A 14,416-nucleotide genomic window follows, 5' to 3' on the forward strand; every position below is an offset into this window, starting at 1 on the left:
CGCTTGAACTTTACTTCTAAAATCTTGTGCGATCGCAAGTTATTTATACAAATACAATATTTCTCATTTCTATAGTATAAAACAGTAAATAGAGGGTTATTGGTTGTCAGTTAATGATTATTAGTCATCGATAACTGATAACTGATAACTGATAACTGATAAATGTTCTATGCGAGCAATGATACTAGAGGCACAGGGTAAACTGCTACGAGTAGCAGAACTACCAATACCACAGCCTAATTCGCAACAAGTACTGATTCGGGTTCGGGCTTGCGGTGTCTGTCGCACTGACTTGCATATCGTTGATGGAGAATTAACCCAACCCAAACTTCCCCTCATACTGGGACATCAAATTGTTGGTACCGTTGCTGCTGTAGGGGAACAGGTGCAACAATTTCAAATAGGTAATCGCGTCGGCGTTCCGTGGCTAGGGCATACTTGCAACTGCTGTCGTTATTGCCTGAGTGGACGCGAAAACTTATGCGACTACGCCCAGTTTACGGGATATCAAATCGATGGTGGTTATGCCGAATATGCTGTAGCCGATGCCCAATTCTGCTTTCCCATTCCTGAAGGCTATCCCGACTTGCAAGCTGCACCGCTGTTGTGTGCCGGGCTCATCGGTTATCGCTCCTATAGAATGGCAGAGGACGCAGAAAAAATTGGTTTTTATGGTTTTGGTGCAGCCGCCCATATTTTGATTCAACTCGCTCGCTACCAAGGGCGAGAAGTGTATGCTTTTACTCGTGCGGGAGACGTAAAAGGGCAGGAATTTGCTCTAAATTTAGGTGCTGTCTGGGCTGGATGTTCAGAAGATTTACCACCAGTCCCTTTAGATGCAGCAATTATTTTTGCCCCGATTGGTTCTTTGGTTCCGACTGCTTTACGTGCGGTGGTTAAGGGGGGTGTGGTTGTCTGTGCGGGAATTCACATGAGTAATATTCCTGCCTTTCCTTACGAAATTTTATGGGAAGAAAGAGTATTGCGATCCGTTGCTAATTTGACGCGCCGTGATGGGGAAGAATTTCTCGCTTTAGCTCCTCAAGTTCCAATTCGGACTGAAGTTCACCCTTTTCCCTTAGTGCAAGCAAATGAAGCCTTAGATGCGCTGCGTAGCGGCAAAATTAACGGAGCTGCTGTAATTGTAGTGGAATAACAGTTTTGACGGCAAACACACCCAACCGATTACGGTTCACCCTATAACCACCAAGCCTTGAGTTCACTACATTAGACACAGTGAAAGCATACAGCAGCTATGTTAGGGGTTGAACAGTGGCAAACGGCATGACAAGCTACAAGCGCAAGCGACAAGCTCGATCGCAAACCAACCGTCCTTACACTTGTTCGGCAAACCACCCTTCATCAAGTAGCTACCCACAATCAGTATATAGATCAGTACAAAAAGACAAAAACATTGTATTGAAGCTGGAGCGCTGCTAGTTCAACTTTTAGCTGTAGTGTATTCAATCGTTTTTAGTAGTTAGTGTTAGGGAGCCAGAACCTCCGATGGCAAAAGTAGTTGGAATTGACTTAGGTACGACAAACTCTTGCGTGGCAGTGATGGAAGGTGGTAAGCCTACTGTAATTGCCAACGCTGAGGGATTTCGCACAACGCCTTCTGTAGTAGCTTATGCCAAGAATGGCGATCGCTTGGTGGGTCAAATCGCTAAGCGTCAAGCGGTGATGAACCCAGAGAATACTTTTTACTCTGTCAAGCGTTTCATCGGACGCAAACATGAGGAAGTCACCCACGAAACCACTGAAGTGTCCTACAAAGTCTTGCGGGATAGCAGTGGTAATGTCAAACTCGATTGTCCTGCGGCTGGCAAGCAGTTTGCTCCAGAAGAAATTTCCGCTCAAGTCCTGCGCAAGCTGGTAGAAGATGCTAGCAAGTATCTCGGCGAAACGGTGACTCAAGCGGTTATCACCGTACCTGCTTACTTCAACGACTCTCAGCGTCAAGCTACCAAAGACGCTGGTAAAATCGCTGGGATCGAAGTACTGCGGATTATCAACGAGCCTACTGCTGCTTCGCTTGCCTACGGATTTGACAAAAAGAGCAACGAAACTATCCTCGTATTTGACTTAGGTGGTGGTACGTTTGACGTATCGATTCTAGAAGTAGGTGATGGCGTATTTGAAGTACTAGCCACTTCTGGAGACACGCACTTAGGTGGTGACGACTTCGACAAGAAAATTGTTGATTACCTAGCTGAAGAATTTAGAAGAACTGAAGGCATCGACCTGCGTAAAGACAGACAAGCACTGCAACGCTTAACCGAAGCCGCAGAAAAAGCCAAGATCGAGCTATCTAGCGTCACTCAAGCAGAAATCAACCTGCCATTTATCACCGCAACCCAGGATGGTCCAAAACACCTGGATATGACGCTCACCCGTGCTAAGTTTGAAGAACTCTGCTCGGACTTGATCGATCGCTGTCGCGTTCCTGTAGAAAATGCGATGCGCGATGCCAAGCTAGACAAGAGTGCTATCAATGAAGTTGTCTTAGTTGGTGGTTCTACCCGTATTCCTGCCGTACAAGAAGTTGTCAAGCGGGTTTTGGGTAGAGATCCTAACCAAAGCGTCAACCCTGATGAAGTGGTAGCAGTTGGTGCAGCGATCCAAGCTGGCGTACTAGCAGGTGACGTTACAGGCATTCTGTTGCTAGACGTATCGCCGCTGTCGCTGGGTGTAGAAACCCTTGGTGGTGTGATGACAAGGATCATTCCTCGCAACACCACGATTCCTACCAAGAAATCAGAAGTCTTCTCCACCGCTGTAGACGGTCAAACGAATGTAGAAATTCACGTTCTACAAGGCGAACGGGAGATGTCCAATGACAATAAGAGCTTGGGAACCTTCCGTTTAGATGGCATTCCTCCCGCACCCCGTGGCGTACCGCAAATCGAAGTTACTTTCGATATTGACGCTAACGGTATCCTCAACGTTACCGCAAAGGATAAGGGTAGCGGTAAGGAGCAGTCAATCAGCATCACTGGCGCTTCTACTCTCGATAAGAATGAAGTCGAGCGCATGGTGACGGAAGCTGAAAGAAACGCCTCGACTGACAAAGACCGCCGCGAGAAAGTCGATCGCAAGAACCAAGCTGACTCTCTGTCATACCAAGCCGAGAAGCAGTTGAAAGACTTGGGTGATAAAGTTCCAGCGAGCGATCGCACTAAGGTTGAAGGTTTAATTAAAGACCTGCGGGAAGCCGTCAACAAAGAAGATGACGAAGCGATCCAACGGGTAATGCCAGAACTGCAACAAACACTCTACGCGATCGGTACTAACCTCTATCAACAAGCTGGTGGTGCTGCGCCTGGTGGAGCCGATCCTGGTGCTGGCGAAGGTGGTTCTACCTCCGCACCTGGTGGCGACGACGTAATCGACGCTGACTTCACCGAAAGCAAGTAAACAAGTCAAAAGTTAAAAGTCAAAAGTCAAAATAATCGATCGTCCCCATACTAGTATCGAGCTAGGTGGGGATTTTTTATCTTGTGGTAATTGGTAATTGGTAGTTGCAACTGATAACTTTGTACAGACGTTACATGTAACGTCTCTACACTGACAACTGGTCACTGGTCACTGTTATGTCTTACCCTCAAGCACCCTGGACGCTTCAAGGCTACGCCTATCAAACTCTGCAACTTTTGGAGTGCGATCGCGTGCGTCCCCTAATTCCTTCAGAATTAAATCTTGTTTCTGTCTTTCCTGGAAAAACCGTTGGCGGTGTTTATTTATCTAACTATGGTGCTGGTTCCGTGCTGGAATACAGCGAGTTAATCGTTGTTGCTGCTTTTGTCAGCTATGGTGGAGAAATTGGCGGTTGGGTTTCTCACATTTATGTAGATAACCCTGATTCTGTAGCGGGTGGTCGCGAGATTTGGGGATTACCGAAGGAAATCGCTGAATTTACCTGGACAGATCGTAGCGTGAGTGTGAGGCAAGGCGATCGCATTCTTTGCTGTCTGAAGTACCATCAGCAGAACTTTGGTCTGCCAATACCCTTGGGTGCATCTAGCTTTAGTAGTCTAAACTCTAATCTACTCCTGTTTCCCGCTCAATTAAAGGCTCGTTTAGGATTAGTGAGTTCCCAATTAGAAATTCCCCCAGAAAGTCCTTTTGGGGGATTAAATCTCGGTCAACCTTGGTTGACAGTTCATGCTGACCAAATGGAATTGACAGTTGGTCAGCCTTCTATTGTGGGGCAAAGAGATTTAGAATTTAACGTAGTGTGACGAGAGATAACATGTAAAGACACAAGATTTTGCGTCTTTACATGGAGCATTAATAATCGTATCGGCTGAAACTCTTCCTGTCTACTGCTTCATTTTTCTTGAGCAGTATTCTTTTATCAGTTCGGGAATAAATCGGAATTATCTTTGTAAAATTTTGTGTTTTTGCCTGCTCTTGTTTGGTTGCCAAAAGTGTTTCAACTTTTAGCAAAACTTCATCTAAATCTATTGGCTTGCGAATGAAGCCGTCAATTTTGACCTTTCTTGGGTCTAATTGGGGCAAAGTGTCATAAGCCGTAACTAGCACGATCGAGACTGAAGGTTGATTTTGCGAGATCCACTGCGCGACTTCATATCCATCGATGTTTGGCATCATTACATCTAATAAAACCAAATCTGGTGGATTTGCTTCGATTTTTGCAATGGCTTTATATCCACAGTCTGTGGTATCAACCTCATACCCCTCTGCTTCTAATATTGTTGCCAAAAGCAAACAGTTGTCGAGCAAGTCATCGACAATCAGAACTTGCTTTTTTCTAGAATCAAGCTGGCAGAATAGGTCTTTCATAATTTTAATGATGTGCAATTGATGCTTTCACTGCACTGTCTTCTCTATTTTGCCCGCTCGGGTAAACCGATCGCCTCCCGCTAGGGAAATACTCTAGATTGTTTAGCAAGTCAAAAGTTAAAAGTTAGAAGTCAAAGAGGGAAAATCTAGTTACAGCAAAACTTATATTACAGCAAAACTTATAACTGCTGCCTGTAGCTGAATTAAATGTGGAACAACTGCGCGCGAGGTCGATCGAACTCTTAATAAAGTAGATAAGTACGGCAGAAAACAGGAAGCAGAAGGTTGTTGTAATTATGAGAAAAATTGCGATCGGGGTTATGGGAGCTGGAGAAAATGCCACAGTCATAGACTGTACCTCTGCCTATGAATTAGGTAAAGCGATCGCCCAACAAGGATGGGTATTGCTTACTGGTGGGAGAAACGTAGGCGTGATGGACGCGGCTAGTCGGGGAGCAAAATCTGCAAATGGCTTAACAGTTGGAATCTTGCCTGGTAGCGATCGCCATGATGCTTCTGAAGCGGTAGATATCGCGATCGCAACGGGGATGGGAAACGCTCGTAATAATATTAACGTTCTTTCTAGTGATGTTATTATCACCTGCGGTACGGGTGCAGGTACAATATCAGAAATTGCTTTAGCTTTGAAAGCAAATAAGCCAGTGATTCTGTTAAATTCTGAAATAGAAAGTCAAAATTTCTGGCAAAAATTATCAGTAAATAATATTTATTTTGTTAGTAGTGTTGCAGCAGCGATCGCTACTGTCAAGACCCTAATTTTATAGAAAAGGTCAGTTCAAGCGTCGGGTGGGCAAAGCCCACCTTCCTGTTTCAATTCGCAGCCACAGCCTCAGAATAGGACACTTCTTGAAACTGAATCGTATCTTGACGCGGATCGACGTAGGCAACTTTAATTAAAATTTGTTCGCCCAAGCTGACCCCACGTTTAAATGTCATCGGTAGCTGAAGCCCTAAATCTTCAATCAAGATCAGCGCCAAGCGCGAATCTTCCCGCAGCCACATTAAAACGATTGCCTGCCACACATCCTGAGCGTGGCGGCGCAGGTATTCTAAACCCCAATAACGATTGGTTTGCCTTTCTACTAACGACATCTCTTGAGTCATGGCAAACACAGATTGCATCACTTCACGAAGTGCTTCCGCTGAAAACGGTGGAGTTTCACCCCGTAGGTGTGCCTTGAGTTGAAAATGGGTCAGCAAATCGCTATAGCGACGAATCGGAGAAGTTGCCTGAGTATACATCTCCAAGCCCAAACCAGCATGGCGGGAAGGGGTAATACTCATTTCACTTTTAGGCATACAACGGCGCATAGCACAGGCACGTACGAAGCCAGCAGGTAATTGCAATAACTCTTCTTCTGGGGGTAACTCGGGCTGCGGCTGACCGCGAAATGGCAGGGCAAGATTATGTGCTTGACCGTAGCGTCCGGCAACTTCTCCAGCCAAAATCATCATTTCCGCCACCAGTTGGCGGGAGGAAGAATCGTTTAAGACTTCAATTGTAATTTCGTCGTCTTTAACTTTAATCGCGGTTTCTGGCAAACTAATACTAATTGCCCCCTGAGACTGTCGCCATGCTTGACGACAGCGCGCCCAGTTAGCGATCGCGGCGATTTCTGGCTCGGCTTGTACGCCCAGATCCAACATCTCATCGACATCTTCATAGGTCAGCCGATAGGTCGGTTTGATTAAACTGGCATGGATGGTATATTCTTGGACTGCTCCTGCTGCATCCAAAATGACACCAAAACTGAGAGCGCAGCAAACCTGACCCTGTATTAAGCTCATGGGTCCCGTCGCCAGTGCCACTGGAAACATGGAACTCATACCTGTCGGTAAGTACATGGTCGTACCGCGCCGCCGCGCTTCTAGATCTAATTCATCCTCTGGTATGAGCCAACGAGTCGGATCGGCAATATGTATCCACAAGCGTTCTCGCCCATCAGCTAAGACTTCCCAGCTTACACCGTCGTCAATTTCGCTCGTACTCTGGTCGTCGATCGTGTAAACTTTCAAATGAGTTAAGTCCAGCCGTTGAGTGTCTGGGTCGGGGGGTGGAAATTCTAACCGCTGCTGCGCCACTGATATAACCTCGGTTGAGAATTCTACGGGGATTTGACTGCGACGCAAGTGAAGGTTTTCATGCGGACTCCACAGACCCAAATCTACCAAAAGTTGAAATGCTGTTACGGGAGTCGCGTTACGCCCCAAAGTACTCATAGTCTCCGTCACGATCGCTGGTGGCGGATAAGCTCGTACGAGGGCATCTGGATTTAATCCCTGACGAGTCCCTTCAACTAAAAGTATTGCATACTTGGCGATCGCATCCAGGCGCTGGCGATCGTATCGCTGCCATTCTACGGCTTCTCCCTTCAGCGCTCGTTCGGTACGCAACAGAAATTCCTGCTGTTCTCGCGCTCTTGTTGCTTCTACTTCAAGCTGGTGTTTCCGTTCTGCTACCTGGCTAGCAGAACGAGGCTCGTAAGCATCTCCCTTTTGCTTGAAATATATCTTATCTTCAGAAAGCAAATAGTGAGCGGCATAACACAGAGCTTGGCTCTGGTCGGAGAATAATAAGTTTGCCATCTGTGCTGGAGTAGCGCTTTCTCCTGCTTCTATCAGCAACTCCCACGCTACCTCTAAGCTAGATGGGTCGAGATAGGGCTGTACTTCTGCTAAAAAATTGGCAATATCTGAGGGTTTGTAAGACTGACCTCGGATTTCGTAAGTAAACTGGCGCGGGGCAAGGCTGTGGGATTGACCGCGATCGTCTATGACAAACCAACGAGTTTTCCCATCTGGACGGTCTACCACTCCCAAACGGCGATCGCCTTGCACCCTAAATTCGACTAGCATTCCTTTGTCAATTGTCATTTGTCAATTGTCATTTGTCATTAGCGATTGACATTTCTACTACTCATTTTCTTTAGTCATTTGTCTTGTATACAAATAAACTAACTATTTGCAAAAATACTCGATTTGTCAATTTAAACGCAGATGAATTGCCCGCAGCTACAAACTCTACCAGCAATCTATCTCTCTACAAATGACAAATGACGCATGACAAGAATTTACCCTTCTGGATTGATGAAAGGTAACAAAGCCAATAAACGCGCCCGCTTGATAGCTACAGTTAAATCTCTCTGTTGCTTAGCGGTTAAGCCTGTGAGCCGACGGGGAAGAATTTTGCCCCGTTCGGTAATAAACTTCCGCAGCAAATCGACATCTTTGTAGTCTATGGGGTCTTGAGGCTTAATCGGAGATAAACGACGACGGTAGAAACTCATGCTTACTTAATTTCCTTATGGACGGTGTGACGGTTGCAGTGGGTACAGAATTTTTTCAGTTCTAGCCGCGCTGTAGTATTGCGGCGGTTTTTCATTGTCGTATATCGAGACACACCTGCCGATCGCTTGTCTGGATTCGTGCGACATTCAGTGCATTCCAGTGTCACAATAATACGGACACCCTTACCTTTAGCCATAGCTTTTCTAACTCTGGGGTCTTACCAAAATTTAACACAAACGTTTATTATCATATATTTCATCAGGTTTGTGCAAGTCAGTTATCAGTGACTAGTGACTAGTGGCTGGTGACTAGAGAGGAGTTAACCACTAACTACTAGCCGCTAGTCACTCACCAATTACCCATAAACCTTGAATAAAAAGAGGAGTTAAGAACCATGCTGCCAGTCAGCCAAGCGGAGGCAACAATTTTAGACTTGGTGAAACCCCTGGACAAACAACGAGATGCAGAGTTTGTTTCTCTATTAATTGCCATCGAGCGGATATTGGCAGCACCAGCGATCGGTCATTTAGATTTTCCCCACTGGGATAATTCGGCGATGGATGGCTATGCAGTGCGTTATGAGGACGTACAATATGCTAGTTCACAACAGCCAGTGGTTTTGGAGATAGTTGATGAAATTCCAGCGGGGCGATCGCCACAGCAGTTGATTAAGGCAGGGCAAGCAGCACGAATTTTCACGGGTGCAGTGATGCCAGAAGGGGCTGATACTGTGGTGATGCAGGAACAAACGCAGCGAGAGGGCGATCGCGTCACTATTTTGACAGCTCCTCAACCTCAAGCCTTTGTTCGCCACCAGGCATCCTACTATCAAGCAGGAAAAACCTTATTAGCCCCAGGAACCATGCTACGGGCGGCTCAAATTGCCGTGCTAGCAGCCGCACAGTGCAATCAATTGAAAGTCTATCGTCGTCCCCGCGTGGCAATTATCTCGACGGGAGATGAACTAGTTCACCCTGAAACTCCATTGGAAATCGGACAACTTGTCGATTCAAATCAGTATGCGTTGACGGCTTTGGTGACGCAGACGGGGGCAGAACCAATCCCAATGGGTATCGTTCCCGATCGCCCTTTAGTGCTGCAAAAAGCATTTTCTAAAGCGATCGCGACTGCTGATGTGGTGTTATCTTCTGGTGGCGTTTCTGTGGGTGATTACGACTATGTAGAGGAGATCTTAACGGCTTTGGGGGCGGAAATGCACGTTCGATCTGTGGCAATGAAACCCGGAAAGCCGCTGACAGTGGCGAAGTTTTCTCCTGCTCATGCTACCGAACGGAAGCTAGTTCTATATTTTGGGCTACCAGGTAATCCCGTTTCGGCTTTGGTATGTTTTTGGCGATTCGTTCAACCTGCTTTACGGAAGTTGTCGGGACTGGCTGACAATTGGGGACCGGCTTACGTCAAAGCGCGATCGCGTCAAGATTTGAGTTCTGATGGCAAGCGAGAAACTTATATTTGGGGACAGCTGCATTTGATCGATGGTTATTTTGAGTTTCAGCCCGCTAGCGGTAGTCTTAACTCTGGCAATTTGATTAATTTTGCTCAAGCTAATGGGTTGGCAATGATTCCTATGGGGCAAACTGCGGTTGCATCTGGGGATGAAGTAAGAGTTTTACAGTTTGGTTTTCCGATCATGAGTTAGGGTGAGTTTAATGTCACGCATCAGCGAAGCGAAGCCCGATAGGGCGTTAGACACAAAGTCGCAAAGAGAGAAGAGCGCGAAGTAGATGGGAGCGGTTGTGAGGTTATGCTTTGTTTGGTAGGGATGGGCGATCTGCGAGATGGCTTTTAAAGCGACTGTAGACGATTTGGGTTGGCTGCCAGGTAGAAAACCAATATATGTCTTGGATGGCTGTGTAGGAATGGCTCGTTTCTGCGAGTTGAAATTGTACTAAAGCTAAATTGTTTCTGCCGATCGCTTCTCGTCCTTCTTGAAGTAGGGGAGATTGCCAAAAACAGAGGAACTGAAGCCAATGACGCTTGCTGCTATTTGCTTGTTTTCTCGGTGAAATTAGCCAAGTTACGTCGTTGCCAAAGCTGGGGGTGCGAGCATTTTGTCGTGGTATCCATTCTAGGGTACAGTTCCAATCAGGGGGATGCGATGGATGGGAGTCGGGATCGCGGCGGGATTGTGGCGCTGAAAGTTCGACCATGTTTGGTGGGTTACTCCAACCTTTCCAATGGCGGACTCGTTCTGGAAGCAACCAATCTTTTAAGCGGGTGTGAACGATCCGCGTCAGAGTTTCTTCATTTTTCAAAGCACTGCAAGTTAGCTGTGTCAAAACAGAGTTAGATTCGCCTAAGTTAGATTTACGGGTGAGGCGAACCATCGAGCTGTAGTGAATGTCTCCAGATAAGACGATAACTTGTCGGCGTTGCTCGAATAGGACGATCAAAAGTTGTGCGAGGGCTTCTAAATTGATGTTCCAGGCATCGCCAACATCTGTGGCGAAGACTTTGTTGCGGCGCAATTGCCAATGGTGAATCCAATCGATCGCTTGGAGATGAAATACATTAGTCGGTGCGATCGCGAAAGTGAGTTGAATTTGGGTTTCAGATGCCGATTGTTGCAGCGGTAGGCGCAGTTGTTGCTCGAAGGCAGTCGGACACAATAGCATGGGTGGTGCGCTCGATTTTTCTTCGATGGGATAGCCTCGCCACGTCCGTGTATCTAAGACGATCGTTTCATGACAATGACTCCTGACTGTATAGTGCCACGCGATCGCTTCTGGATGTCGTTTGAGGATTAATACCGTACCATCCTCTACAAAAGTTGGTAAATTCGTCTGTGCGTCGATGAGGGGCATTCCGACATAACGAGCAATGCGATCGTAGGCAACAGTGTCAGTCCCGCTCGATGACGACCAGTCGGCAGCAGCAGCCAGGAGTTCTGCACCCGCTTGTCCTGCGGTAAATTGTTCGGGTGTGTTGCCCCATGCTTGAAACATTGCATAGGCTAGCAGCGCATTTTGTACTGTCCTACGTCCCAAAGGTCGCCCCAAAACGCGCAAGCACCAAGCACGGTTGAGGTTCCAGTCATCGCTGACATCATGATCGTCGAAAATTGTGTATGTGGGAATATTGGCAAGAGCGCGTCGTACTTTCCATAGTGTATGGATAAATTGCCGCAATGCCCGTGCTTCTCGATCCCAACGACGGCTAATTTGGCGGCGATCGCTAATTTGTTTTCCTGGGGGAATCTGCATCAGCCAGCACGTCGGCGACCAAGCTAGCAAATAGCAAGCATAGTACTCGCCTAAACTCAGTAAGTGACTGTTGACCTTACCACGTTTATTGTGGAGTCCAGCTGTAAAACCCGCGTGAGTAGTGGCAACTTCAGCTCGTCGTCCAAAAGGTAGCTGTTGCGGTGTATAGTACTCTACATCATCGGGTTCTCGCCAACCCACAGGTAACTTTTCTTCCCAACCCAAGAGAGCATCGCCCAGAGGACTAGCAACCCACAAAAAAGGTTCGGCAACGTCATCGCCATAGATTTGATCGCCAGTGAGAAACAGTTGGTGGGGACGGTGTTGAGGTTGAGCTGCTCTATCCTCAATTAAGCTGTCAAGAATTGGTAAGGCATCATATCCACCCCCGTGTGGTTTGCGACAGGAACCTTGGACGATGCGTAAATCTTCTAAACGATGCGGTGGCAGAACAAAGGTAGGTTTTTGATGGGCAAAGTAGCTAATGTTGACTCTAGGAAAGTCGATCGATTGTAAAGCTTGTTGTAAGGTTTTTGGGCTTTGCTGTGGGTCGTCGAACGAAAACTGAAGGTCGTAGGCATAGAGGCGATCGCTATTCAGATTGTTTCCATTAGACTTAGCAGTCACCGCCACCACATGCAGAGACTTTCCCAATGCTACGGTCGGGTATCTCCCTTGCAGTATGCTCGTTCCTAGCACCGTACCCTGATTTGTCGTTTCGTAAATCGTCAGCTCTACCTCAGCAGGTTGTTTGAGCGCTACCCACACTGTGACAGATTCGGCAGTTACGTGTCGTAGAATGGGACCCGCCAAGACAATTGGTAATGCTTGTATTAACTTATCCCAAGCTCGATCTGTCATGGCAAATTATTCGCTCGTCAATAGCGGTTTTCAATTGGGTAAAACACGCGATCTGTAGGGGCGCACATCTGTGCGCCCCTGCAAATGTTACGCACTCAGAAGTTTCGTTCTGGGTCTACCAAATATACAGACATCTCAGATATATTTGATACCTGCGACCAATAGTATATGTCCAACGTTCTACTTCCTGTCCTCTGCCTCTTGGCTTATCGATCGCTTTTTAGCAGGTTTTCGGCGATCGGGTGATAAAATGAAAGGCTGCCATGATAGGAAAACTCAACCAAACGCCGTAAGAATTCGTAATTCAGCTTATGAATCGTTAAATTTATTCATACAAAAAACCAAGATTCCTCAATTGCAATCGCCAGATTCGTCTATAAGATCGATTTACGAGTTATAAACTACAGATCGCAAACCACAAGTCACGAAATAGAGATCGCGCTTGGATTGACGTGTAGCCAATGGATTCACCTCGATAGATAGTAGGACAAACTTATGATGAACGACAAGTTAATGCTGATGATTCCTGGTCCCACGCCAGTACCGGAAGCAGCGTTACTCGCCCTCGCCAAACATCCCATCGGACACCGCACCAGCGAATTTAGTAACATCTTGGCAGAAGTGACAGCAAATCTAAAATGGCTGCACCAAACCGAGAGTGACGTTTTGATGCTAACAGCTAGCGGCACTGGGGCAGTAGAAGCAGGAATCATTAATTTTCTCAGCCCAGGCGATCGCGTTTTGGTAGGATGCAATGGTAAGTTTGGCGATCGCTGGGGAGAAGTTGCCGAGGCTTACGGTCTTCAAGTCGAGAAAATTACTGCCGAATGGGGACAACCCCTCGATCCCGCAGTATTTGCCCAGAAATTAGCAGCGGATAAAGACAAGCAAATTAAAGCCGTCATTCTCACCCACAGCGAAACTTCTACAGGCGTACTTAATGACTTAGAAGCGATCGTCGGTCACGTTAAGGAACACGGCGAAGCCTTAATGATTCTCGATGCTGTCACCAGCTTGGGTGCGTATAACGTCCCGATGGATGCTTTAGGTATTGATGTTATTGCATCGGGTTCGCAAAAAGGTTATATGATTCCTCCCGGTTTAGGATTTGTTGCTGTTAGCGCTAAGGCTTGGGAAGCTTACAAAACCGCTAAACTACCCAAGTACTATTTAGACTTGGGTAAATATCGGAAATCGACCGCGAAAAATACGACTCCCTTCACGCCGCCAGTGAATTTAATTGTGGCACTGCACGCGACGTTAAAGATGATGAGAGAAGAGGGTTTAGAATCAATTTTTGCTCGTCATCAACGCCTGACTCAAGCGACTCGCGAAGCCGTAAAAGCTTTAAATTTGCCTTTGTTTGCAGCGGATAATTGCGCGAGTCCGGCAATTACATCTGTAGCACCAGATCGAGTCGATGCCGAACAAATTCGCTCGATTTTGAAGAAGAAATTTGACATCGCTCTAGCAGGCGGACAAGACCACTTGAAGGGGAAAATCTTCCGCATCGGACATTTAGGTTTTGTGAGCGATCGCGATATTCTTAGTGCGATCGGTGCTTTAGAAGTCGCTTTACGCGAATTGGGGTATGAAGGTTTCACCCCTGGAGCTGGCGTTGCAGCAGCAGCTCGCGTGTTTGCTTCTTAGTCGTCATTCGTCATTTGTCATTCGTCATTGGCTAGACAACAAATGGCAGATGACAGATGACAACTTAAATCAAAAGAGCGGGTTGATAATTCATCCCGCTCTCTTTGTGTAAGTTTAAATTTATGAGTAAAATTTCTACAACTTCGCCAAAAAAGAAATTTTAGTTTGTGCATTGCTATTTAAAATTTCTACTGTGACACGCTTGAATTTGACTAAATCGTTCATGACACTGCTACGCTCTTTCCAACCAGTCATAAATTCGATCTAGTTGTTCGAGCGTGACTAAGCCATATTGCCATAAGATCATTGGCAAAGGACCAGGATCTTGTTCTCGATGGCGGGTAGCCATATCAATCGATGCTGCCGAAATTGATAAGTCTTCTTGTAGAAATTGCAGAAACTGCATGTACTTTGCTGGTGACATTTGGACTTCACCTTTTTGTTCCAACTGATTATTAAGCATCAAAGACTAAGTAATGAGTAAGTAGTAGCCAGTCTTTTATCTGTCACTTTTCCCAGACTGTCATGAGTATTCTTACTTAATCAGCAAGCTCTTAGTCTAGGAT

The 14,416-nt window shown here is 46.5% G+C and carries 12 protein-coding genes; 6 read left to right on the forward strand and 6 right to left on the reverse strand.

Annotated features, from left to right (window positions below):
* Positions 1 to 169 precede the first annotated feature (169 nt).
* From CHRO_RS10265 to CHRO_RS10275, 3 genes are all read left to right on the forward strand, one after another.
* Entirely contained in the window at positions 170 to 1,156 is a 987-nt protein-coding gene (locus tag CHRO_RS10265) for a zinc-dependent alcohol dehydrogenase family protein (RefSeq protein ID WP_015154137.1), read from the forward strand.
* 350 nt (positions 1,157 to 1,506) lie between these two features.
* The gene (gene dnaK, locus CHRO_RS10270) at positions 1,507 to 3,417 is read left to right on the forward strand and encodes a molecular chaperone DnaK (RefSeq protein ID WP_015154138.1); all 1,911 of its coding nucleotides are present in this window, start codon (positions 1,507 to 1,509) and stop codon (positions 3,415 to 3,417) included.
* Between the two features lie 176 nt (positions 3,418 to 3,593).
* Positions 3,594 to 4,241: an acetoacetate decarboxylase family protein gene (locus CHRO_RS10275; protein WP_015154139.1), complete on the forward strand. Its 648-nt coding sequence runs from the start codon at positions 3,594 to 3,596 to the stop codon at positions 4,239 to 4,241.
* 49 nt (positions 4,242 to 4,290) lie between these two features.
* Here CHRO_RS10275 and CHRO_RS10280 read toward each other — a convergent pair whose 3' ends face one another.
* Positions 4,291 to 4,806, reverse strand: a complete 516-nt coding sequence (locus tag CHRO_RS10280; protein ID WP_015154140.1) for a response regulator transcription factor — start codon at positions 4,804 to 4,806, stop codon at positions 4,291 to 4,293.
* A 296-nt stretch (positions 4,807 to 5,102) separates the two neighbouring features.
* Here CHRO_RS10280 and CHRO_RS10285 point away from each other — a divergent pair, with 296 nt between their 5' ends.
* Positions 5,103 to 5,591, forward strand: a complete 489-nt coding sequence (locus CHRO_RS10285) for a TIGR00725 family protein (RefSeq protein WP_015154141.1) — start codon at positions 5,103 to 5,105, stop codon at positions 5,589 to 5,591.
* A gap of 46 nt (positions 5,592 to 5,637) precedes the next feature.
* Here the strand turns inward: CHRO_RS10285 and CHRO_RS10290 are convergent, their stop codons facing one another.
* From CHRO_RS10290 to rpmG, 3 genes are all read right to left on the reverse strand, one after another.
* On the reverse strand, positions 5,638 to 7,695 hold the full coding sequence (locus CHRO_RS10290; RefSeq protein ID WP_041462999.1) for an RNB domain-containing ribonuclease: 2,058 nt from the start codon (positions 7,693 to 7,695) through the stop codon (positions 5,638 to 5,640).
* Between the two features lie 203 nt (positions 7,696 to 7,898).
* Positions 7,899 to 8,114, reverse strand: coding sequence for a 30S ribosomal protein S18 (rpsR, locus tag CHRO_RS10295; protein ID WP_015154143.1), 216 nt, complete (start codon positions 8,112 to 8,114; stop codon positions 7,899 to 7,901).
* Positions 8,115 to 8,116: 2 nt separating this feature from the next.
* On the reverse strand, positions 8,117 to 8,311 hold the full coding sequence (gene rpmG, locus CHRO_RS30410) for a 50S ribosomal protein L33 (RefSeq protein WP_015154144.1): 195 nt from the start codon (positions 8,309 to 8,311) through the stop codon (positions 8,117 to 8,119).
* A 198-nt stretch (positions 8,312 to 8,509) separates the two neighbouring features.
* Between rpmG and CHRO_RS10300 the strand changes: the two genes are divergently transcribed.
* Complete coding sequence (locus CHRO_RS10300; protein WP_015154145.1) at positions 8,510 to 9,775, forward strand: molybdopterin molybdotransferase MoeA; 1,266 nt, start codon at positions 8,510 to 8,512, stop codon at positions 9,773 to 9,775.
* Positions 9,776 to 9,878: 103 nt separating this feature from the next.
* Here CHRO_RS10300 and CHRO_RS10305 read toward each other — a convergent pair whose 3' ends face one another.
* Positions 9,879 to 12,200: a metallophosphoesterase family protein gene (locus CHRO_RS10305; protein WP_015154146.1), complete on the reverse strand. Its 2,322-nt coding sequence runs from the start codon at positions 12,198 to 12,200 to the stop codon at positions 9,879 to 9,881.
* Positions 12,201 to 12,698: 498 nt separating this feature from the next.
* On the opposite strand from CHRO_RS10305, the gene CHRO_RS10310 reads away from it, so the two are divergent.
* On the forward strand, positions 12,699 to 13,850 hold the full coding sequence (locus CHRO_RS10310) for a pyridoxal-phosphate-dependent aminotransferase family protein (RefSeq protein ID WP_041462429.1): 1,152 nt from the start codon (positions 12,699 to 12,701) through the stop codon (positions 13,848 to 13,850).
* A 232-nt stretch (positions 13,851 to 14,082) separates the two neighbouring features.
* Here the strand turns inward: CHRO_RS10310 and CHRO_RS10315 are convergent, their stop codons facing one another.
* Positions 14,083 to 14,313, reverse strand: a complete 231-nt coding sequence (locus CHRO_RS10315) for a DUF2949 domain-containing protein (RefSeq protein ID WP_015154149.1) — start codon at positions 14,311 to 14,313, stop codon at positions 14,083 to 14,085.
* Between the last annotated feature and the right edge of the window lie 103 nt (positions 14,314 to 14,416).

This window comes from Chroococcidiopsis thermalis PCC 7203 (genome assembly GCF_000317125.1).
Taxonomy (GTDB): Bacteria; Cyanobacteriota; Cyanobacteriia; order Cyanobacteriales; family Chroococcidiopsidaceae; genus Chroococcidiopsis; species Chroococcidiopsis thermalis.